Origin of the sequence: Microbacterium pumilum (assembly GCF_039530225.1) — a bacterium.
Classification (GTDB): Bacteria; Actinomycetota; Actinomycetes; order Actinomycetales; family Microbacteriaceae; genus Microbacterium; species Microbacterium pumilum.
In genome coordinates, this window is record NZ_BAAAOH010000001.1 from 1,494,188 (window position 1) to 1,514,590 (window position 20,403).

At 69.4% G+C, this 20,403-nt stretch carries 23 protein-coding genes; 16 read left to right on the forward strand and 7 right to left on the reverse strand.

Annotated features, from left to right (window positions below; genetic code table 11):
* Window positions 1-70: 70 nt before the first annotated feature.
* The 3 genes from ABD188_RS06575 to ABD188_RS06585 are packed head-to-tail and all read left to right on the forward strand — an operon-like array spanning window position 71 to window position 1,954.
* On the forward strand, window positions 71-742 hold the full coding sequence (locus ABD188_RS06575) for a FadR/GntR family transcriptional regulator (RefSeq protein WP_344059711.1): 672 nt from the start codon (window positions 71-73) through the stop codon (window positions 740-742).
* 19 nt (window positions 743-761) lie between these two features.
* The gene (locus ABD188_RS06580) at window positions 762-1,103 is read left to right on the forward strand and encodes an L-rhamnose mutarotase (protein WP_344059713.1); all 342 of its coding nucleotides are present in this window, start codon (window positions 762-764) and stop codon (window positions 1,101-1,103) included.
* On the forward strand, window positions 1,100-1,954 hold the full coding sequence (locus tag ABD188_RS06585) for an amidohydrolase family protein (protein WP_344059715.1): 855 nt from the start codon (window positions 1,100-1,102) through the stop codon (window positions 1,952-1,954). The genes ABD188_RS06580 and ABD188_RS06585 overlap by 4 nt, the downstream gene beginning before the upstream one ends.
* Window positions 1,955-1,993: 39 nt before the next feature.
* On the opposite strand, the gene ABD188_RS06590 is transcribed toward ABD188_RS06585, so the two are convergent.
* Window positions 1,994-2,962, reverse strand: coding sequence for an aldo/keto reductase (locus ABD188_RS06590; protein WP_344059717.1), 969 nt, complete (start codon window positions 2,960-2,962; stop codon window positions 1,994-1,996).
* Window positions 2,959-4,260, reverse strand: a complete 1,302-nt coding sequence (locus tag ABD188_RS06595; protein ID WP_344059719.1) for an L-fuconate dehydratase — start codon at window positions 4,258-4,260, stop codon at window positions 2,959-2,961. Before ABD188_RS06595 ends, ABD188_RS06590 begins: the two co-directional genes overlap by 4 nt.
* Before the next feature lie 129 nt (window positions 4,261-4,389).
* On the opposite strand from ABD188_RS06595, the gene ABD188_RS06600 reads away from it, so the two are divergent.
* Window positions 4,390-5,238 carry a fumarylacetoacetate hydrolase family protein gene (locus ABD188_RS06600; protein WP_344059721.1) on the forward strand — a complete coding sequence of 283 codons (849 nt, stop codon included), beginning with the start codon at window positions 4,390-4,392 and terminating at the stop codon, window positions 5,236-5,238.
* A 22-nt stretch (window positions 5,239-5,260) separates the two neighbouring features.
* Window positions 5,261-6,025 (forward strand): SDR family NAD(P)-dependent oxidoreductase, encoded by a 765-nt coding sequence (locus ABD188_RS06605; protein WP_344059723.1) that lies wholly within the window; start codon window positions 5,261-5,263, stop codon window positions 6,023-6,025.
* Window positions 6,026-6,060: 35 nt separating this feature from the next.
* On the opposite strand, the gene ABD188_RS06610 is transcribed toward ABD188_RS06605, so the two are convergent.
* A complete protein-coding gene (locus tag ABD188_RS06610) occupies window positions 6,061-6,873 on the reverse strand; it encodes an LLM class flavin-dependent oxidoreductase (protein WP_344059725.1) in 813 nt (270 codons plus the stop codon).
* An 89-nt stretch (window positions 6,874-6,962) separates the two neighbouring features.
* Window positions 6,963-7,955, reverse strand: a complete 993-nt coding sequence (locus ABD188_RS06615; protein ID WP_344059727.1) for a hypothetical protein — start codon at window positions 7,953-7,955, stop codon at window positions 6,963-6,965.
* Window positions 7,956-8,035: 80 nt separating this feature from the next.
* Here ABD188_RS06615 and ABD188_RS06620 point away from each other — a divergent pair, with 80 nt between their 5' ends.
* The 3 genes from ABD188_RS06620 to ABD188_RS06630 all read left to right on the forward strand — a co-directional run bounded on the left by ABD188_RS06620 (window position 8,036) and on the right by ABD188_RS06630 (window position 10,703).
* Window positions 8,036-8,959 (forward strand): zinc-ribbon domain-containing protein, encoded by a 924-nt coding sequence (locus ABD188_RS06620; RefSeq protein ID WP_344059729.1) that lies wholly within the window; start codon window positions 8,036-8,038, stop codon window positions 8,957-8,959.
* A gap of 50 nt (window positions 8,960-9,009) precedes the next feature.
* Window positions 9,010-9,690, forward strand: a complete 681-nt coding sequence (locus ABD188_RS06625) for an HNH endonuclease signature motif containing protein (RefSeq protein ID WP_344059731.1) — start codon at window positions 9,010-9,012, stop codon at window positions 9,688-9,690.
* Window positions 9,691-9,794: 104 nt separating this feature from the next.
* Window positions 9,795-10,703 (forward strand): SDR family oxidoreductase, encoded by a 909-nt coding sequence (locus ABD188_RS06630; protein ID WP_344059733.1) that lies wholly within the window; start codon window positions 9,795-9,797, stop codon window positions 10,701-10,703.
* Here ABD188_RS06630 and ABD188_RS06635 read toward each other — a convergent pair.
* Both ABD188_RS06635 and ABD188_RS06640 read right to left on the reverse strand, forming a co-directional pair.
* On the reverse strand, window positions 10,675-11,238 hold the full coding sequence (locus tag ABD188_RS06635; protein ID WP_344059735.1) for a GNAT family N-acetyltransferase: 564 nt from the start codon (window positions 11,236-11,238) through the stop codon (window positions 10,675-10,677). The genes ABD188_RS06630 and ABD188_RS06635 overlap by 29 nt on opposite strands.
* Before the next feature lie 45 nt (window positions 11,239-11,283).
* The gene (locus tag ABD188_RS06640; protein WP_344059737.1) at window positions 11,284-12,072 is read right to left on the reverse strand and encodes a CDP-alcohol phosphatidyltransferase family protein; all 789 of its coding nucleotides are present in this window, start codon (window positions 12,070-12,072) and stop codon (window positions 11,284-11,286) included.
* Between the two features lie 176 nt (window positions 12,073-12,248).
* Here ABD188_RS06640 and ABD188_RS06645 point away from each other — a divergent pair, with 176 nt between their 5' ends.
* The 7 genes from ABD188_RS06645 to ABD188_RS06675 are packed head-to-tail and all read left to right on the forward strand — an operon-like array spanning window position 12,249 to window position 18,541.
* Complete coding sequence (locus ABD188_RS06645) at window positions 12,249-13,133, forward strand: zinc-dependent alcohol dehydrogenase (protein WP_344059739.1); 885 nt, start codon at window positions 12,249-12,251, stop codon at window positions 13,131-13,133.
* Window positions 13,130-13,531 carry a 6-pyruvoyl trahydropterin synthase family protein gene (locus ABD188_RS06650; RefSeq protein WP_344059741.1) on the forward strand — a complete coding sequence of 134 codons (402 nt, stop codon included), beginning with the start codon at window positions 13,130-13,132 and terminating at the stop codon, window positions 13,529-13,531. Before ABD188_RS06645 ends, ABD188_RS06650 begins: the two co-directional genes overlap by 4 nt.
* Window positions 13,528-14,571, forward strand: a complete 1,044-nt coding sequence (locus ABD188_RS06655; RefSeq protein WP_344059743.1) for a glycosyltransferase family 4 protein — start codon at window positions 13,528-13,530, stop codon at window positions 14,569-14,571. Before ABD188_RS06650 ends, ABD188_RS06655 begins: the two co-directional genes overlap by 4 nt.
* Window positions 14,568-15,185 carry a hypothetical protein gene (locus tag ABD188_RS06660; protein ID WP_344059745.1) on the forward strand — a complete coding sequence of 206 codons (618 nt, stop codon included), beginning with the start codon at window positions 14,568-14,570 and terminating at the stop codon, window positions 15,183-15,185. The genes ABD188_RS06655 and ABD188_RS06660 overlap by 4 nt, the downstream gene beginning before the upstream one ends.
* The gene (locus tag ABD188_RS06665) at window positions 15,182-16,162 is read left to right on the forward strand and encodes a lysylphosphatidylglycerol synthase transmembrane domain-containing protein (protein WP_344059747.1); all 981 of its coding nucleotides are present in this window, start codon (window positions 15,182-15,184) and stop codon (window positions 16,160-16,162) included. Before ABD188_RS06660 ends, ABD188_RS06665 begins: the two co-directional genes overlap by 4 nt.
* Complete coding sequence (locus ABD188_RS06670; RefSeq protein ID WP_344059749.1) at window positions 16,159-16,893, forward strand: RibD family protein; 735 nt, start codon at window positions 16,159-16,161, stop codon at window positions 16,891-16,893. The genes ABD188_RS06665 and ABD188_RS06670 overlap by 4 nt, the downstream gene beginning before the upstream one ends.
* Window positions 16,894-16,951: 58 nt before the next feature.
* Window positions 16,952-18,541 (forward strand): alkaline phosphatase family protein, encoded by a 1,590-nt coding sequence (locus tag ABD188_RS06675; protein WP_344059751.1) that lies wholly within the window; start codon window positions 16,952-16,954, stop codon window positions 18,539-18,541.
* A gap of 21 nt (window positions 18,542-18,562) precedes the next feature.
* Here ABD188_RS06675 and ABD188_RS06680 read toward each other — a convergent pair whose 3' ends face one another.
* Window positions 18,563-18,961, reverse strand: a complete 399-nt coding sequence (locus tag ABD188_RS06680) for a RidA family protein (RefSeq protein WP_344059753.1) — start codon at window positions 18,959-18,961, stop codon at window positions 18,563-18,565.
* Between the two features lie 119 nt (window positions 18,962-19,080).
* Between ABD188_RS06680 and ABD188_RS06685 the strand changes: the two genes are divergently transcribed.
* Window positions 19,081-20,334, forward strand: coding sequence for an FAD-dependent oxidoreductase (locus ABD188_RS06685; RefSeq protein WP_344059755.1), 1,254 nt, complete (start codon window positions 19,081-19,083; stop codon window positions 20,332-20,334).
* Window positions 20,335-20,403: the final 69 nt, after the last annotated feature.

The window sequence follows — 20,403 nt, forward strand, 5'->3', positions numbered from 1 at the left end:
GCGCGGGCGCGCTGGCACACTCCGACCAGACAGTGCGAGTAGAGGTCGGATGTCTGGGTAGCATGTGGGCATGGCCGTGACGGATGAAGCGATCCAGAAGATCCGCGAGATGATCACCTCGGGCGATCTCGGGCCGGGCGATCGGCTTCCGCCCGAGAAGGAGCTCAGCGAACGGCTGGGCCTCTCGCGCAACTCGCTCCGCGAGGCGGTGAAGGCGCTCGAGGTCATCCGCGTGCTCGACGTGCGGCGCGGTGACGGCACCTACGTCACGAGCCTCGAGCCGCGGCTGCTGCTCGAGGCGATGTCGTTCGTCGTCGACCTGCACACCGACCGCTCCGTGCTCGAGATCTTCGGAGTGCGCCGCATCCTCGAGCCTGCCGCGGCGGCACTCGCCGCGCGCCAGCTCAGTCCTGAGACGTCGGCCCGGCTCGAGCACCTGATGGACGAGACCGACGCGGTGGCAGGCGTCGAAGACCTCGTTGAGCACGACCTCGAGTTCCACCAGGCGATCGTCGAGGCATCCGGCAACGAGTACTTGAGCCGACTCGTCGAGTCGATGTCGAGTGCGACCGTGCGCGCGCGGATCTGGCGCGGTATCACGCAGCAGGGTGCCACCGACCGCACGATCGCCGAGCATCGTGGCATCCTGGACGCGCTGCAGCGCGGCGATTCCCGCCTCGCCGAAGCCCTCATGCTCACCCACATCGCCGGCATCGAGGCCTGGCTTCGAGATGCCTCATGACGAGAGGGGATGACGCGCCATGCGCATCGCACTTCACTCCGTGATCCGCGAGGGTGCGATCGACGAATATCGGTCTCACCATGCCCGCGTGCCGGACGAGCTGGTCGAGCTGTTCGAACGCGCGGGCATTCGCGACTGGACCATCTGGCGGTCGGGCGACCGCCTGTTCCACCTCGTCGACTGCGACGACTTCGACCATGCGATGACGATCGTCGGCGCCGACCCGGCGAACGAGCGCTGGCAGGCGGACATCGGGCGTTTCGTCGAGGAGTTCCGCGGTCCGGACGGTGACACGTCCTTCACGCCGATCGAGGCAGTGTGGAGTCTCGCCACCCAGCGGGCGACGGGCGCGAACGCGTGACCGCGGTCGACACCCACGTCCATATCTGGGATCCGCGTCTGCTCGACTACCCCTGGCTCCGGGGCGCGGACGCGCTCGACGCACCATTCCTCCCCGCCGACTTTCCGTCCGTCCGTACGGAGCGGGTGGTCTTCGTCCAGGCTGATTGCGCGCCGGCCCAGGCTCTCGACGAGGCCAGCTGGGTCGCCGGTCTGGCGCCGGAGTGGCCGCAGCTCGCGGGCATCGTCGCCGGTGCCGACCTGCGTTCGCCCGAGCTCGAACAGCACCTGGACTCCCTTTCCGAGATCGGGCTCGTCGTCGGGGTGCGCCATCTGCTGCAGGGCGAGCCGGTCGAGCGACTCTCGGAGCCCGCACTGCGGCGGGGCCTCGGGGCGCTCGCAGCCCGGGGCTTCACGTTCGACGCGTGCATCCAGCATCCACAGCTCGGTGCGCTGATCGAGCTGCTCGATCGGATTCCGCAGCTGCAGGTCGTGCTCGATCACCTCGGCAAACCGCCCGTCGAGGAGGGCATGGCGGGCGATGCGGGCAGGCGATGGTCGGACGGGATCCGTCGACTCGCCGAGCGCGAGGGGACGTTCGTGAAACTCTCCGGTCTGCCCGCGGAGACGGCCGACCGCGCCGCGTACGAAGCCCATGCCGCAGACTTCCTCGCTGTCGCACTCGACGCCTTCGGCCCGGAGCGAGCCATGCTCGGCAGCGACTGGCCGGTGAGCGCCCGCGTCGGCGTCGGCGAGTCGCCCCTGGCCTGGACCGAGCGGGTCCGCGTGGCGACATCGGTCGATGCGCGCGAGTGGGACCTCATCGCAGGTGAAACGGGCTCGCGCTTCTATCGCCTGAGTGAGACGCCCTGAGCCCGGGTCGAGGCAAGACCGCGCGGTCCTCGCCCCTCCTCAGCTGCTGAGCACGGGGTCGCTGACGAGCTCGCGATCGACCAGCGCCCGCCACAGTTCGTCCGGGATCGGCAACGACATCCGTGCGACGTTCTCGGCGACCGAGGCCGGGTTCGCGGTTCCCATGACGACCGTCGCGACGAGCGGATTGCGGAGCGGGAACTGCAGGGCAGCGGTGGGCAGCTCAACGCCGAACTCGGTGCAGACCCGCGCCAGGGCCCGGGCGCGCTCGAGGATGTCGTCGGGCACGTCGCCGTAGTTGTAGCGCGCGCCCGCACCCGGGTCGCTGGTGGCGAGCAGGCCGGAGTTGAACACCGCGGCGTCGACGATGCGTACACCACGCTCGGCGCACGCAGGCAGGAGGTCGGCTGCGGCGGTCTGTTCGAGGAGCGTGTAGCGTCCGGCGATCATCACCACGTCGAGGTCGCCCTCGACGACGGCTCTCGTGGCGGCGGCGGAGTCGTTGACGCCGACGCCGATGGCATCGACCAGACCCTCGCCGCGGAGCGTTGCCAAGGCGGGGAGGCCTTCGGAGAGGCCCCAGTCGAGGTCGTACACGTCGGGGTCGTGGAGAAAGAGGATGTCGACCCGGTCGAGGCCCAAGCGTTCGAGCGAGTCCTCGAGCGATCGCCGGACCCCGGTGAGAGTCGGGTCGAAGCGGCGGACCAGGCTGTCGGGCACATCGAATCCGTTGTCGAGGTCTCGGCCGCCTGCATGGGCCGGATTGGGCTCGAGGAGGCGTCCGACCTTCGTCGACACGACGTACTCGTCGCGAGGCTTGTCGCGCAGGAACCTGCCGAGCCGCTGCTCCGACAGCCCGAGCCCGTAGTGCGGTGCCGTGTCGAAGTAGCGGATGCCGGCATCCCACGCCGCGTCCAGAGTCGCGAACGCCCGGTCGTCGTCGATCTCCTTGTAGAGGTTTCCGAGCGGCGCTGCGCCGAGGCCCAGCCGGGGGAGTTCGACGCTCACGCGCCCACCTCTGAGTCGACGGCGTTCCAGGTGTAGTCGGCGATCGAGGCGCGGTGCATCTCGGTGCCTGCTCCCGGCGCCAGGGGCGCGAGGTAGTTGCCGGAGCGGATCTCGACCGGCGTCACGAAGTGCTCGTGAAGGTGGTCGACGTATTCGATCATCCGACCGTCGACCGAGCCGGTCACGGCGACGAAGTCGAACATGGACAGGTGCTGCACCGCCTCGCACAGCCCGACGCCGCCGGCGTGGGGGCAGACCGGGATGCCGAACTTCGCCGCGAGCAGCAGGTTCGCGATGTTCTCGTTGACGCCGCCGACACGCGTCGCGTCGATCTGCAGGATGTCGACTCCGCCCGCCTGCAGCAGCTGCTTGAAGACGACCCGATTCTGCACGTGTTCGCCGGTCGCCACCCGGATCGGTGCAATGCCACGCGCGATCGCCGCGTGGCCGAGGATGTCGTCCGGGCTGGTGGGCTCCTCGATCCACGCCGGGTCGAACTCCTTGAGCGCGTTGACCCATTCGATCGCCGGCGCGACATCCCATCTCTGGTTGGCGTCGATCGCGATCGGATAGCCGGCAGGCACGTTGGCGCGGGCGATCCGCAGGCGTCGCCGATCGTCCTCGAGGTCGGCGCCGACCTTCAGCTTGATCTGCGTGAACCCGTCGGCGACGGCCTCGCGGCAGAGCCGCGCGAGCTTCTCGTCGGAGTAGCCGAGCCACCCGGGCGAGGTCGTGTAAGCGGGGTAGCCCGCTTCGAGCAGGCGTGCGATCCGCTCTTCACGGTGGGGCTCGCTCGCCTCGAGGATCTCTAGCGCCTCGTCGGGCGTGAGCGCGTCGGTGAGGTACCGGAAGTCCACGAGCGAGACGATCTCGGCGGGGCTCAGCCGACTGAGGTGCAGCCAGAGCGGTAGGCCGGCTCGCTTGGCGCGGAGGTCCCACAGGGCATTCAGCACGGCGCCGATCGCCATGTGCATGACGCCCTTCTCGGGGCCGAGCCAGCGGAGCTGGGAGTCGTGGAGGAGCAGCCGCGCCGTGGCGCCCATGTCGCCGAGGAGCGCATCGAGGTCCTGCCCGAGGAGGTGATCGCGCAGGGCATCGATCGCAGCGACCTCGACGTCGTTGCCTCGTCCGATCGTGAAGACGAAGCCGTGCCCTTCGAGTCCGTCGGGGGCGTCGGAGCGGATCACGACGTACGCCGCAGAATAATCAGGGTCGGGGTTCATCGCGTCGGAGCCGTCGAGGCTGAGCGAAGTGGGGAACCGGATGTCGAAAGTCTCGACGGCGGTGATGACAGGCATGGGGATCCCTTCCACTAGCGAGACTAAACATCCGATGTCTTGTCTGTCAACTGCCGACTTCTATGCCAGAATCGAGTATGTCGGGCTCCGAGCTCGACGAGAGTTCCGATCTTCGAGGAGGAGGCTGGCGTGAGATTCGCACGTTTGGGACCGGTGGGCGCAGAGATCCCGGTGGTCTGGGATGAGGGCCAGGCGTTCGATCTGCGGCTCATCACCGCCGACATCGGCGGAGAGTTCCTCGCCTCGGATCCGGTTGCCGCGGTGCGCACCGCTCTCGATGCCGAGACACTGCCTGTGGTGGGGGATGCCGGGGCGCTCCGCGTCGGCGCGCCGATCGCACGGCCGTCGGCGGTGTACTGCATCGGCATGAACTACGCCGCGCACGCGGCAGAATCGGGTTCGGCTCCACCCGAGAACATGGTGATGTTCATGAAGGCGCCGAACACCGTCGTCGGGCCCGATGACGACATCCCGATCCCGAGGGGAAGCGTCAAGACCGATTGGGAAGTCGAACTCGGCATCGTCATCGGGGCGCGCGCGTCCTATCTCGAGTCGACGGATGACGCATCCGCCCACATCGCCGGGTACGTGATCGCGAACGACCTGTCTGAACGCGATTGGCAGATCGCCGTCTCCGGAGGTCAGTGGTCGAAGGGCAAGTCCGCTCCGTCGTTCTGCCCGCTCGGACCCTGGCTCGTCACCCCCGATGAGGTTCACGCGGAGGATGTGCGGCTGCGCAGCTGGGTGAACGGCGAGTCACGTCAGGACTCGCGCACATCCGACCTCATCTTCGGAATCGACCGGATCGTGTGGGAGCTCAGCCAGCACCTGGCCCTCGAGCCCGGCGATCTGATCCTCACCGGCACGCCCGAGGGTGTCGCGCTCTCGGGCCGCTTCCCGTACCTTGCACCTGGCGATGTCGTGGAACTCGAGATCGACGGCCTCGGCCGTCAGCGCCAGAACTACGTCGCGGGCTGAGCCCGCAGGAAGGAGCGGTCTGATGTCCGCACCATTGGACGGCCTCGTCGCGATCGTCACCGGCGGAGCGTCGGGACTCGGCGCCGCGATCGCACACCGCCTGCGCGAGGACGGCGCCGCCGTCGCGATCTTCGACGTGAACCCGGATGCCGCCACCGGCGTGGATCTCGCCGTCGCCGTGGACGTCACCGACGACGCCTCGGTGGTCGCGGGTGTCGAGCGGGTCGTCGAACAGTTCGGTCGACTCGACATCCTTGTGAACAACGCCGGGATCGGGGCGCAGGGGGATGTGACGGCGAACTCGGATGACGAGTGGCACCGCGTGTTCGACATCAACGTCGTCGGAATCGCGCGCGTGAGTCGTGCGGCGATCCCCTACCTGCGCACGTCGCCCTCGGCCGCCATCTGCAACACCTCGTCCATCGCGGCGACGGCCGGTCTCCCGCAGCGAGCCCTCTACAGCGCGACCAAGGGCGCTGTGCTCTCGCTCACACAGGCGATGGCCGCCGATCACCTGCGAGAAGGCATCCGCGTGAACGCGGTGAACCCGGGCACCGCCGACACGCCGTGGGTAGGGCGACTGCTGTCTGCGGCACCCGACCCCGCAGCAGAGCGCGCGGCCCTCGAGGCACGCCAGCCACACGGGCGGCTCGTACGGGCAGAAGAGGTCGCGGATGCCGTTGCCTACCTCGTGAGCCCTCGGGCCGGCTCGACCGCCGGTGTCGCGCTGGCGGTCGACGGGGGCATGCAGGGACTGCGACTGCGGCCGGCGGAGCCGGTGGGCTGACCGTTTCGTCGAGGCTGGTTCGCTGACGTCCTCGCTCAGCTCCCAGCGAGTCGCTCGACGAGCGTGGCGAGGCGCCCCGCAAGGTCGCCCGGCACGGTGAAGTACGAGACCCCGGTCTGGTCTCTCAGCCGCTCGAGCGCGTCGGCGTCACGGCCGACGTCGCCCGAGAGCATGGCGGCAGCGCCCGCGTCGCGCAGCCCGTCCGGGGTGAGCCCCATCTGACGCCGCAGCCACTCCGGGATGTCGTCGCCCACGCCCGTGATCTGAAGTGCGAGTTCGAGATCGCCTGCGATCGATCGGGCCCGATCCGTCTGCACCGTGATCGCCGCCATGTCGGCAGTGGGAGGGGATGGGAGCGCGAGAGTGGTGGCGAACCGGCCGGCGATTCCGAGCATCCGATCGCCATTGCCGGCGATGACGATCGCCGGAGCCGGGTCGACGCCGGTTCTCACTGCCGTCAGCGTCGCCTCGACCTGGGTGACACGCTCGCCCCCACGACCCCACAAGACGCCGAGTGCCTCGGCGTCGCGCTCACCGCCCGGTCGCCCGGCGCCGATGCCGAGCTCGAACCTGCCCGCCGAGAGTTCCTGCAGCGTCTTGGTCTCGCGCACGACCTCGGCGGGTCGGCGCAGCGGCGCGGCGATCACCCATGTGCCGAGCCGCAGCGTGGTCGTTGCGGCGGCGGCCGCGGTCAGCACCAGGAAAGGCGACGGCGTCCACAGCGTGTCGGGCACGAGCAGCGTCGAATAGCCGTCGTGCTCGAGCTGGCGGGCGGTGTCGGCCCAGAGTGTGGCGGGACCGCGGACTGCGGCAACGGCTCCGAAGCGAAAGGGGTGTCGCGTTGTCATCCATCCATGGTCGTCGGCCGGTGGGTGATGCGCATTCTCCCGCCGGACGCACTTTCGCTACTCCCTGCGAGGTACGCGCTGGGCCGGCGTCAGGTGGATGGGAACCTGCCGGCGGCCGCGAGCACGGCCAGTGCGTCCGCCGTGACCCACTCATTGGCCTGTCGGGTCGAGACCGCTCCCCAAGACACGGATTCGATGTTCGAGCCGGCATCCGCCACTCGCCAGTACCGGGCATCGGCGCTCCAGCCGCCCTGTGTCCGGCGGCGTGATTCGAGCATCGTCAGGGCCGGTTCGCAGCGGATGTCGTCGAGCAGGTCGAGTTCGCGGAGTCCGACGAGCCCCGCGAGGACGTCGAAGTGCCAGTACACGGGATAGTGCAGCTTCACCGCGTCGGCGCTGAGGGGCTTGTCCGACGAGCGGCGCCACGCGACCCTGCGGGTGAGGAACACCTCGGCCGCGGCGACCGCCGCAGATCGGGTCGCCGCGTCACCGCTGGCGTCGGCATAGGCCGCGAGACCGCGCATCGGGAGCAGTGTCTCGTGCACCGACGACATGGCCGTGTCGGGATCGCGGTCGCAGTTCCATCCGCCGTCCGGCCATTGCCAGGCGCACAGTCTCTGGGCGAGCATCGACGCGCGCCCGTCGTCCAGGCCGAGGCGGATGATCGCGAGCAGCGCACCGCCCTGCTGCGACGCGTGAACGCGGGAGCGGCCCGAAACACGCGGAACGGCGGTCTCATACGACGTCCTGGTGATCCGGCTGACGTCCGCATCCACGAGATAGCCAGCCCTCAGCCACTGGCCGAGCACGACGTCGCGCAACGGCAACAGCGCGGGGTCTCCGCTGGGGTAGCCGAGGTTCGAGAGCGCAAGCAGAGCCCAGTGCGGGCCGCGCCACTTCGCGTACGGTGCGAGCCCGCGGCATCCGTTCAGAATCGCTTCAACGCGAGGCGAGCGGCGGATGTCGTCCTGCAGCGCGCGGATGGATCCGTCGTCGGCCCGCTCACGCAGCACGGCGGTGCGCACCCGCCACCGCACCGAAGGCTCCTCGCTCCGGAGCAGCTGCGAGACGATGTCGTCCATCGCGCCCATTATCGCGCCGCAGTGCGTCGCCGGGGGGTGGTCGGCTTCTCATGTGGGTGGCCGGGGGTACCGTGCCGCGCATGGCGGAGCGGGTCGAGGCGTGGTGGGCGCGACGTCAGTTCTCGCGCGGCGCGGAGGTGCCCTACCCGGTCGGCACCTACCGCGAGGCGTGGGCGCCGTTTCCGATGCTCATTCGGCAGTACCACCCGGAGCTGAACGCCGGGATCACTCTGACGCAGATCCCGCCGGCCGCGGATGTCCTGCTGTTGTGGCAGTGCGAGGCCGGGCATCTCTTCGCGGCGACTCCGAGCGAGCAGCGCGCGCGTCCAGGGCGCGAGCGGCGACGATCAGCGTGGTGCCCCGAGTGCACCCTGCTCGCGAATCCGCCGCGGATCAAGGGGGCCGGGGAGGGGTCGGGGGCTTGGGTGATGGGGGTTGGGGCGGTCGACGCGGGGGCCGCTGGGTCTGGCGTGCCGGTGCCTGGCCCACGCACATCCGGTATCTCGAGACAGAGTTCTCGGTCGACGAAGTCGCTGCGACCGGTGTGCGCGAAGACGCCGACGCTTCCGGTCGGCGAGCCGTTCCTGAGCGAGTGCGCTCCACGACCGGCATCCGCCGTCGAAGCGCGTCTGCGCGCCGACCTGTTCGCCCGGCTCGGCGTGACCTCGGGGCTGAATGCCGTCCGGATCAGTCGGCCGTTCTTCGACCATGTCGAGGTGTGGCCCGACATCCTGCTTCCGGAACTGCGCATCGCGGTGGAATACGACACCACGGGACGGTTCGGCCTTGAGCACGTCGGCAAGCGCGAGGATGCCGATCGGCGCAAGGACCGCGCGCTGCGCACAGCCGGATGGGAGGTCGTGCGGATTCGCACCGGCAAGCTCGAGAAGCTCGGTCCCCACGACGTTCAGCTGTCGTCGATGGGTCGGAGGGGCATCGATCGGCTGGTCGATGTGTTCCGCGACATCCGTGGGCCGCTGTTCGTCGACGCGTACCTCCTGTGAAGAGGGTTCGCTCTCGTTCGAGTGTCGTAGATATGTTCTATGTTTCAGGTGTGGAATTCGATGACGAACCACCCCCCGAACACGACGATGAACCGCGATGGGAGTCGGACTTCTCCGATTGGCCGTCCACTGGCGCGGATGCGCCGGATGCAGTCGGGCTGGTGATGGAGGTTGCGGACGTGATCGCGGTGTTCGCCGCGGAACGACTGGTGCGGGTGGATCGGATGCGACGCGAAGCCCTCGCGCACGCGGAACGGTACGGCTGGACCATGACGGATGTGGTCGCGCGGTCGATCCGCCTCGAACTCGCCTGCGCGCTGCGGATCACGGAACACGCCGCGGGAGACCTGCTCGGTTTGGCGGAGGCGGTGGTGCACCGCTACCCGCCCGTGCTCGAATCGCTGAGTCGGGCGCGGATGACGGAACGGCACGCCGAGGTTCTCGTGAGCGCGCTGGACCGATGCTTAGGACCGGGATGTGGGATGCCCGCCTCTCGCTGCCACATCGATCACAACGTGGCGTGGGAACACGGCGGATCGACCGCGTTGACGAACCTGGCCCCGTTCTGCGAAGGACACCACATCGTGAAACACCACGGCGGCTGGATCGTCCGGCAACTCCCCGGCGGAGCCATCGAATGGACCTCACCCACCGGACGCCGCTACACCGTCCACCCCGAAAGACCCGTACCCGCGTTCCGCACCACCGCCGACAACGACGCACCCTTCTAGGCAGGGAATCCGTTCACGTGGCGGGCAGCCTCCGCGACCACACGTAGACTCGCGGCGGTGGGCGAGGGGCCCTGCCTACCGAATCCTGCGTAGAGGGAGAGCCCGTGTACATCGTCCCCGATCAGACGGGACGGCGCGTCATCGTGACCGGCGCGAACAGCGGCACCGGACGCGAAGCCGCCCAGCGACTCGCCGGCGCGGGTGCCGAGGTGGTGATCGCGGTGCGTGACGCCGAGAAGGGCGAGGCGGCGCGGCGCGACATCCTGAACCTCCACCCGGATGCCGACCTCGAGGTGAGAGTCCTCGATCTCGCCGATCTGACGAGCGTGCGCACCTTCGCGGGGTCCATCGAGGCGGACGGGCGACTCGACGTGCTGATCAACAACGCGGGCGTCATGGTGCCGCCCAAACGGATGACGACCGCCGACGGTTTCGAACTGCAGCTGGGCACCAACTTCCTCGGCCCGTTCGCGCTGACCATCAGGCTGCTTCCGGTGCTGCTGCAGAGCGCCGCGCCGCGCGTCGTGACGATGAGCAGCATGACGGCGAACTTCGGACGGATTCACTTCGACGACCTTCACTCCCTCGCGCACTACAGGCCGGGCCGCGCCTACTCGCAGTCGAAACGCGCCGACCTCATGATGGGCGTCCATCTCGCGACGATCGCGAACGAGCGTGACTGGCCCCTGCTCAGCACCATCGCGCACCCCGGCTACACGCGGACGAACCTGCAGACGGCCGGACGCAACCTCGCCCGTGACAAGCCGCTGTCGCCCATCCGGCGCACTGTGCTGCCGTCCCAGTCCCCTGCGGAGGGCACTGAACCGCTGCTGTTCGCGGCCGCAGATCCGGATGCCGCTCAGGGCGCCTACTACGGCCCGAGCGCATGGGGCGGCCTCGTCGGGCCGCCCGTGCGCATCGATCTGCCACGCAGCGCGCGCGGCGTCGACCTTCCGGCATCCGTCTGGGCGATCGGGGAGTCGCTCACAGGCGAGCGACTTCCCCCGTCGTGACCACGACGCGATCGTCCGAGAGGCGTCCCGCCACGACGAAGCCCTCATCGAGGAACGCTGGAAGCACCCCCGTGAAGCGGTTGCGAGTGGCGCCGGGTGCCGCAACGTCGATGGGGTAGGCCTCGATCGGCACGTTGCGGGCGCGACCCCATTCGGCGGCGAATCGGATGAGTGCGCGCATCACCCCGCTGCCTTGAGCGCTGCGCGCGATGAAGAAGCACGGCAGCGACCATGCGTCATCCGGGGTGAACTCGAACGCCGAGAAGCGCGCCCCGAGCCACGTGAGCTCCGCGCGCGGGGTCAGGCGGGCCCAGCCGACCGGCCGCCCGTCCTGATACGCGAGCAGTCCCGCCCGGTCGCTGCCCGCCTGCGACTGGAGGTCGTGCCGATTCTCGGCCCGGTCGCGGTGGTGATAGCCGGCGCCGAGCAGCCAGTACTGACACCAGCATCCGTTGTCGGCTCCGGCTCGCCCGAACAGCGTCTCGAGGTCCGTCCAGCGGTCGGCGTCCACGTGTTCGATCTGGATCTCAGTCACGCTACCCCCGATCGGGAGCGCTCGCAGCCTCCGATTCAGCACACGCTAGACACCGCGTCCGACGTCCGCAATGTCGTCGCGCCGCCGACTCGCAATCGGCAAAGCCACAGAGCGGACCGCCTGCCGGCCCGAGGCGGTGACTGCGGCACGGTGCCGGACGAACAGCCAGACCACGTCGCGCCCGAACGACTCGATGAGCAGGCCCAGCGCGATCAGCACCACCAGGTCGTCCACCCACCGGGGCGCCAGCCCCGAGGCGGCGAGGGCCAGCGCGACACCGGCGATGGCGGCGACGACCTTGCGCCAGTACCGGAACGGCACCGTCGCCTGCAGCCAGGGAAGGAGCCATCCTGCGACGGCCAGTGCGTATCGCATCAGCCCGATCAAGAGCACCCACCATCCCAGCTCCTGCGCGACGTAAGCGCTCAGGGCGAAGATGAGGAACGCATCGACCTCCATGTCGAATCGCCCGCCCAGCTCGGTGATGGTGTCGGTGCGACGGGCGATCCAGCCGTCGACGGCATCGAGGGCGAGGGCCGGGACCGTCAAACCGATCAGCAGCGGAACCGCGATCGGCGCGGTGAAGGATGTCGCGACCAGCGCCGTGACGATACCGACCAGTGTCGATCTCGTCGCCGTCGCGATGTTCGCCGGACCGAAGCGCACAGTTCGGTGGCGGCGCAACCCCCTCGCCAACAGCACATTCGACACGACAAGGTAGAGAAGTCCGGCGATCCATCCCGCCGCGGACAGCGCACCGAACCAGTTGACCAGGGCGAGGCCGGCAACGCCGCCGACGAACGACCACAGTGGAGCGAGGTGAACCTTTTGCACAGTGAGATCCGTTCTCCCCTCATGGGTACCACTCATGACACGTACGGCGCGGGCCGAAAGGTTCAATCGCGGAGCGCGAAGAAGTGACGACCGCGACCGCGTTCTGGGTGGAGGCGCCGAACCGGGGCGCTCTCCGGTCGGAAGAGGTCGGCGCTCCAGGGCCCGGGGAGGTCCTGGTGAGGACGGTTTACACGGGCATCAGCCGCGGCACCGAGTCCACCGTCTTCCGCGGCGAGGTGCCTGTCGGCGAACATGAGCGGATGCGGGCGCCGTTCCAGTCGGGCGACTTCCCCGGACCGGTCAAGTACGGGTATCTGAACGTCGGCGTCGTCGAGGACGGTGCGTCGCAGTTCCGCGGTCGTTCGGTCTTCACGCTGTTCCCCCACCAATCCGTGTTCGTCGTCCCCGAGTCGGCGGTCGCCCTGGTGCCGGAGGGCGTTCCCGCACGCCGCGCAGTGCTGGCGGGCGCGGTCGAGACAGCGGTCAACGTGCTGTGGGATGCCGCGCCCCTCCTGGGCGACCGCATCACGATCGTCGGGGCCGGCATGATCGGCTGCGCAGTCGCGCGGCTCGCGCGCGGCATCCCGGGCGTCGACGTCAATCTCGTGGACGTCGACCGATCCAAGGAGACGGTGTGCGCAGCGCTCGGCGTCGAGTACGCGCATCCGGAAGACGCACCCCTCGAGCGAGACCTCGTCGTTGACGCCAGCGGATCGGAGGCCGGACTGCAGTTCGCCCTGCAGGCCGCGGTCACCGAAGGCGACGTCGTCGTGGCGAGCTGGTTCGGCGATCGCGGCGTCCGCCTCCACCTCGGCGAGGACTTCCACTCGCGGCGGCTGACGATCCGCTCCAGCCAGGTCGGCATGATCGCCCCGCGCCGCCGCGCGACCCGCACCACCGGCGACCGCCTGGCCCTCGCGCTGCGACTGCTGCGCGACGCGGCTTTCGACGCCCTGCTCACCGACAACTCGTCGTGGCGCGAGCTGCCCGATGTCATGGCAGCCGTCGCTGCCGGATCGCCGGGACTCTGCCACACGATCGACTGGAGGGACTCCGAGTGACCTACTCCGTCACGGTCCGCGACCACATCATGATCGCCCACAGCTTCGCCGGCGAGGTCTTCGGTCCCGCGCAGCGACTGCACGGCGCGACCTTCGTGGTCGACGCGAGCTTTCGCGCTGCCACGCTCGACGACGACGGAGTCGTGGTCGACATCGGTCGCGCGTCGGACGCGCTTCACGACATCCTGTCGATGCTGACGTATCGCAACCTCGACGACGAGCCGGAATTCCGCGGAGTCAATACGACGACCGAGCGACTGTGCAGCGTGATCGCCGACCGACTCGTCGCGGCCGTTCGCGAAGGCCGACTGGGCGCGAACGGCGGGCGACTCACCTCGATCGGCGTCACGCTCCACGAATCCCACATCGCGTGGGCGTCGTACGAGGTGACGCTGTGACCGATGCCGAGCTGCGCGCGGTGAGCTTCATCGTGCCGAGCGGCTTCGACGACCCGCAGCGGGCGAGCGGCGGAAACGTGTACGACCGACGCGTGAGCGACGGCCTCTCGCGCCTCGGATGGACGGTGCGGATGTCGCAGGTGCACGTCGATGACCCTTCGACCGTTCACTCCGTCCTCTCGCAGGTATCGGATGGTGAGCTCGTGCTCATCGACGGCCTGATTGCCGGAAGGGCACCTGCGGCGGTCGAGATCGCGAGTCTGCGGCTGCCGGTCGTCGTGCTCGCCCACATGGCCAGCGGAGCGTTCGAGGATGCGGACCCCGCGCTCATCGAGGGTGAGCGCCGTTCGCTGCGCTCTGCGCGGCAGGTCATCGCGACCAGCGACTGGACCCGATCGGAGCTCGTGCGCCGGAGAGTCGTTGCCGCCGACCGGATCATCGTTGCGACGCCGGGCGCCGATGACGCGCCGATGTCGACCGGCACGTCTGCCGGGGGCGCGCTGCTGTGCGTGGGGGTCGTCGCTCCGCACAAGGGGCAGGACACGCTCGTCGAGGCGCTCGCGACCCTCTGCCCAGACCACGAGTGGACCTGCACGATCGCGGGTTCGCTCGACACCCGGCCGGACTTCGCCGAGCAGGTCGAGCGGCTGGCGACCATGTCGGGCATCCGCGACCGGGTGACGATGCCGGGCGTGCTGGCTGCGGACGAACTCGACCGGGCGTACCGCGGCGCCGACCTGCTCGTAGCGCCATCGCGCTCCGAGAGCTACGGCATGGTCATCGCCGACGCGCTGCGACGCGGCATCCCCGTCGTGGCGAGCGACGTGGGGGGAATCCCGCAGACAGTGGCATCGAGCCGGGCGGCGATCCTGGTGCCGCCGAATCAGCCGAAGGCGCTCAGCGATGCCCTCCGGCGATGGATGGTCGACCCCGCGCTCCGCGCGAGACTCGCCGCGGACGCCCGGCGGGCCGGTTCGCACTTGCCGCGGTGGAGCGACACCGTCGCCCGGATCGCCCAGGCGCTCGCGGGTGTGCGATGAATGACGAAGACGTTCAGGGCGTGCTCACCCGCGTGGCGGATGAGCTCGCTGAGTCGACCACCCGCGACCGAGGTGTCGCCAGGGGCGTCACGGATGCCGTCGCCAGCCGCCGCGCCGACGGATGCGCCGTCGCACCGGGATCGACGGCGTCCCGTGCCATCGACGGAGTCACCCGCGACGAGGCGGAGGCTCTGGTGCGTGCGACCGTCGCCGCGGGAACCGAGGCCCGCTTCACCGCGAGCCGTGGCCCCGGCGTGACATTCGAGCCCGTCGATCCTGGCGATCGCGTGTTCGAATCGTCCTTCAACGACCATCAGCGCCGGATCGTCGGAGATCAGCGGCTCTTCGGACCCGACGCCGTCGCCGCCGTGATCGATCTCTTCCACGCCGCGGGCTGGTCGGTGCGCGTCACCGACCAGCAGCGGGTGCTCGACGCGTCCGATCGTCGCCGCGCTGCCGACTGGCTGCAAGACCGGGTCGGCGCCGCGGTCGCGCAGCGCCCGGCACTGCGCGAATGGGCGGACGAGTACCTGCGCACCCGCAGCGCACAACTGGCCGATGGCAGCCTGCGCATCGTCGTGCATGACGCGGACATCCTTGCGTGGTCGCCATGACGACCGCCCTGCGCCCTCATGCTGTCGGGGAGATGCTCGCCACGCCCCGCTTCCGCGGCTATGCACGCGCCGCCATCGGGGTCGTGATCCTGGTGGCCATCGTGCTGCACGCCGGCGGTGAGCCGTTCGCTCGCGGGCTCGCCTCGGTCTCGATCGCCGCGGTGGGAGCGGCGCTGGTCCTCGCAGCCGTGTCCACCGCCGCCGCAGCATGGCGCTGGCGGATGCTCGCAGGCGGCCTCGGCCTGACGCTGAGCTGGCCGCAGGCGGTGTCTGGGTACTATCGGTCGCAGTTCTTGAACACCGTCCTACCCGGGGGAGTCGTCGGAGACGTGCACCGTGCGGTGGCTCACGGTCGCAGCGTGAACCAGGTCGGACAGGCTTCCCGCGCCGTCGTCGCCGAGCGCTCCGCCGGCCAGGTCGTGCAGCTCGTGCTCGCGGCGGTGGTGCTGGTGTCGCTGGGAATGTCGGCCTACGCTCCCGCTGTGGGCATCGTCGCACTCGTGGTGGCTGTCATGTGCGCCGTAGGGTTCGTCGCGGCGGCCGCGAGCACGCGTGTGCGCGTGGCGGTCCGACGCGAACTCGCGGCCCTGCGAACCGCGTTCGCGTCGGGGAGCACTGTGGTGAAGGTCATCGCGGCGTCGCTGATCGTCGTGGCAGGGCATGTCGCGACGTTCGTGGTCGCGTGCCTGGCCGTCGGGGTCGACGCTCCGACCGAGCGGCTCGTGGCCCTGGCGCTGATCGCGGTGCTGGCCGCATCGATTCCCCTCAACATCGGCGGATGGGGCCCGCGAGAGGGCGCCGCAGCGTGGGCGTTCACCGCCGGCGGTCTCGGCGCCGCGACCGGAATCGCCGCCTCGACGGCATTCGGGGTGCTCGCGATGATCGCGGTCACTCCCGGTGCCGTCGTGGTCGCAGCATCCGCCCTTCGCCGTCGACGTGACAGCCAGGCCGTGCAGAGTCGGATGGTGGCGTCGTGAACCGCCCGTACGTCACTCTCAGCTGTGCGATGTCGCTCGACGGATTCCTCGACAGCGCAACGCCGCGGCACCTCGCCATGTCGAACCCGGCCGACTTCGATCGCGTCGATCAGCTGCGCGCCGAGAGCGACGCCATCATGGTCGGCGCTTCCACGGTGCGTCGCGACGATCCGAGGCTGCTGGTGCGAAGCGAGGAGCGACGCCTCCTGCGCCGTGCCGCGGGCAAGCCCTACTCGCCGACGAAGGTGACAGTGACCGGCAGCGGTGACCTGCCACCGCAATCGTCCTTCTTCACCGAGGGGGATGTCGACAAGCTCGTGTACTGCCCGGATGCCGCAGCCCCGGGTATCGCCCGTACTCTCGGTCGCAGCGCCACCGTGGTCGGGCTGGGGAATGGCTGCGTGACGATGGCGGATGTCGTCAGCGACCTCGCCGAGCGTGGCGTGGGCCGGCTGATGGTCGAGGGCGGCGGCAGACTCCACACCCAGTTCCTGACCGAAGACCTGGTCGACGAGCTGCAGCTCGTGGTCGCGCCCTTCTTCGTCGGCGAGTCCCGGGCGCCGCGATTCGTCGAGGCCGGGCATTTCCCGTGGACCGCCTCTCGACGCGCGACCCTCGCGGAGACGCGGCAGATCGGGGACGTCGTCCTGCTGCGATACGCCCTGTCGGACCGGTGCAAGGACGCGGTGCGAGGGGCAGACGCGACTCGGGGCCTGCCCGCGCGCTCGTGAGGGACAGAGCGTGAACGGCGATTTCGGCACTGAGCGAAACCGCGGGCGCGGATCGAGCGTGGCCACGGTCGGTGCGTTCGCCGCACTGGTCGTCGCGCCGCTCATCGCGGGCGCACTCGCCCTCGGCACACCCGCGGCGCTGATGAGTCTTCCGGCGGAGTCGATCGCCGTCGTGCTGATCCTGATCGCGATCCCCGCGGGCTGGATCCGCTGGGCCGTCGCGGGTGCGTTCGGAGTCGTCGTGGTCGTGGCCACCGTCGTCGCGGCGCTCGATCTGGGGTTCGAGGCGACCGTCGACCGTGCCTTCAGCCTTGCCGAGGACGGTCCCGCGCTCGTGAGCGCGTTCGGGGTCGTCGGCGACGCCACCGGCACAGGCAACGCCATCCTGATCGTCGCTCTGATCGTTGCGCTGCTGGTCGCGGCGGCGATCGCGCTCGCACGCGCGGCGCTCCGGGCAGAGCGCGTGACGGTGAGGTCTGGGCGCACCGGTCGCATCGCGGCGACCGTCATCACCGCGACGTGGATCGTGTGCGCACTCGTCGGGGTGCAGCTGCTGCCCGGTGTGCCGTTCGCCGCGGCAGATGCGACGGCGACGCTTGCCGCCACCACGTCGCAGACGGTCGTGAGCCTGCAGGAGCAGCGCGACTTCGAGCGTGCCGTGCAGACCGATCGGTTCGGCGACGGCCCGACCGACGGGTTGCTGAGCGCGCTCAAGGGCAAGGATGTCGTCATCGCCTTCATCGAGAGCTACGGCAGGGTCGCAGTCCAGGAGTCCGCGTTCTCGGCGGGCGTCGATCGGACCCTTCGACAGGGTGGTGCGCAGCTCGCCGAGGACGGGTACTCGGCCCAGAGCGCCTTCCTCACGTCGCCCACGTTCGGTGGCGTGAGCTGGCTGGCGCATTCCACGCTGCAGAGCGGGGTCTGGATCGCGTCGCAGCAGAACTACAACCGGCTCTTCGCCCGTGACCGCTTGACCCTCACTCGCGCGTTCAAAGACGCCGGATGGCGCACCGTCTCGGTGGTGCCGTCGAACAGCGAGCCGTGGGTCGAGGGGAAGCACTTCTACGGCTACGACGCCATGGTCAATTCCCTCAACATGGGCTACCGGGGTCCGGCGTTCAGCTACGCCCGCGTCCCCGACCAGTACACGTGGCAGCACTTCTACGATGAAGAGCTCTCCGACCCGCATGCCCCGGTCATGGCCGAGATCGATTTCGTGTCGTCGCACACGCCCTGGACTCCGGTTCCGTCACTCGTCCCGTGGCCGGAGATCGGCGACGGCTCGGTCTTCGACGCGCAGCCCGCGCAGGGGCTGGCCCCGGTCGACGTGTGGCCCGACCCGGAGCGCGTCCAGGAGGTCTACGGGCAGTCGGTGCAGTACACGCTGGGTGCGATGTTCTCGTTCCTCCATACGTACGACCAGCCGGATCTCGTGCTCATCGTGCTCGGAGACCACCAGCCGGCGAGAATCGTCAGCGGACCCGACGCCGACCACGACGTGCCCATCTCGATCATCTCGAAGGATCCCGCGGTGTTCGACGAGATCGCTTCATGGGGATGGGGGACGGGTGTGCTCCCGGCCCCGGACGCGCCGGTGTGGCGGATGGACCGGTTCCGCGATCGATTCCTTGACGCCTTCAGCCCGTGAGATGCGGTCACTTGCCGGGTATCAGGCGTCGCGCGCCGGGAATCCCGCGACGGCCTCGATCTCGACGAGGGCGCCCGGTCGCGCCGGAGTGACGGACAGCACCGAGACGGCAGTGCGGCGGTTGCCCCACACCGCACCCGTTGCCGCGTATGCCTCGGTGGGGTCGACTCCCGTGGCGAGGAAGATCGTCAGCTTCGCCACGTATTCGGGGGAGGTGCCGGCTGATGCGAGAACGGCGAGCAGGTTGCGCAGCGCCTGCTCGGTCTGGGCCGCGAGGCCTTCGAGCAATTCGCCATCCGTGTCGACACCGTCCTGGCCGCCGACGTACAGGGTGGGTCCGGCGGGGATGATCATCCCCTGTGCGAACGCAGGACTGTGGAACAGCTCCGGGGGATCGACCGGGATCAGTTCGTTGCTCATCTTCGCGTTCCTTCCGTTCGTTCTTCCAGTGTCGCGCCGACCACCGACACAGCGGCGGCGACGGGTTGCCGCTAGATTCGGCCCAGGGCGCCGGCCGGGCAGCGGGAGGTGGAATCCGGGTGAGAGTCGGGATCATCGGCGGCGGTGCGGCGGGTCTTACGAGCGCCTGGCTGCTGAGCGAACAGCACGAGGTCACGCTGTTCGAGAAAGACGACCGCCTCGGCGGTCACGCGCACACGATCGAGATCGACGCGCGCGGCCAGCGAATTCATGTGGATGCCGGGTTCCAGTTCTTCGGCGCCGGCGAGTCGTACGCGCGATTCAACCGGCTGCTCGACATCCTCGAGGTGGCCCGCACGGCCTATCCCGCGACGCTGACCGTCTTCCACGAGCGGTACCAGCATCCGGTCGTCCTGCCGCCGTTCCGCAACGGGTGCCCCGTGTGGGCATCGCTCACGCCGACCGCGATATGCCACATGCTGAGGCTGCGATCCTTCCTGTCCGGGGTGCCTGCCTTCCTGGAACGGCACGAGATGACGCTGACCATCGGCGAGTACATTCAGGCGCAGCACCTGCCGAAGCGGTTCGTCGACGACTTCCTGTACCCGCTGCTGCTGTCGTTCTGGTGCGTCGAGCTCTCTGAGTTCCGTGGGTTCGCCGCGTACAACGCGCTGTTCTACCTCGGGGCGAACATGCCGGCAGGACTCTCGCCGCCCTCGCAGAGCGAGATCACCGGCGGACTGAAGGTCTACATCGACGCCCTGGTGCGCGGGCTCGGCACCACGAGGATCCGGATCGATGCCGGCATCCGTCGTGTCACCCGCGAAATCGACGGCTACGCCGTCGACGATGCGAACGGGACGCGCCATACGTTCGATCACGTCCTCATCGCGACCAACGCGCGGCAGGCGGCTGACCTGATCGAGTCCGTCCCGGAACTCGAGGCGAGGGCTGCCGAGCTGCGCCGCTTCCGGTACTTCGACACGACGATCGCGATCCACGGCGATCGCCGGCTGATGCCCCGCAGCAACGCCGCATGGTCGGTCGTCAACGCCCGTTGGGACGGGGCGCACAGCTCGCTCTCGATCTGGAGCCCGGCGCGCGGGCTGCCGGTCTTCAAGAGCTGGGTCACGTTCGATCAGGCGCTCCCCGAGCCTCTCTACGCCGTGACGACCTACGAGCACGGCAAGATCGACACCGACTACTTCGACGCGCAGCGCCGGCTGAAGGATATGCAGGGGCAGCACGGGCTGTGGCTGGCCGGCCTGTACACCGACGATGCGGATTCGCACGAGAGCGCCATACGCTCCGCGATCACCGTGGCACAGCGGCTCGCGCCCGATTCACCGCGGCTCGCGCAACTGCTCGGCTGAGCCCGCCGGTCTCTGAGCCCCGGCCGGTGGCTGGGCTTGTCGAAGCGTCGGGCGGTCCGCACCGGGCCC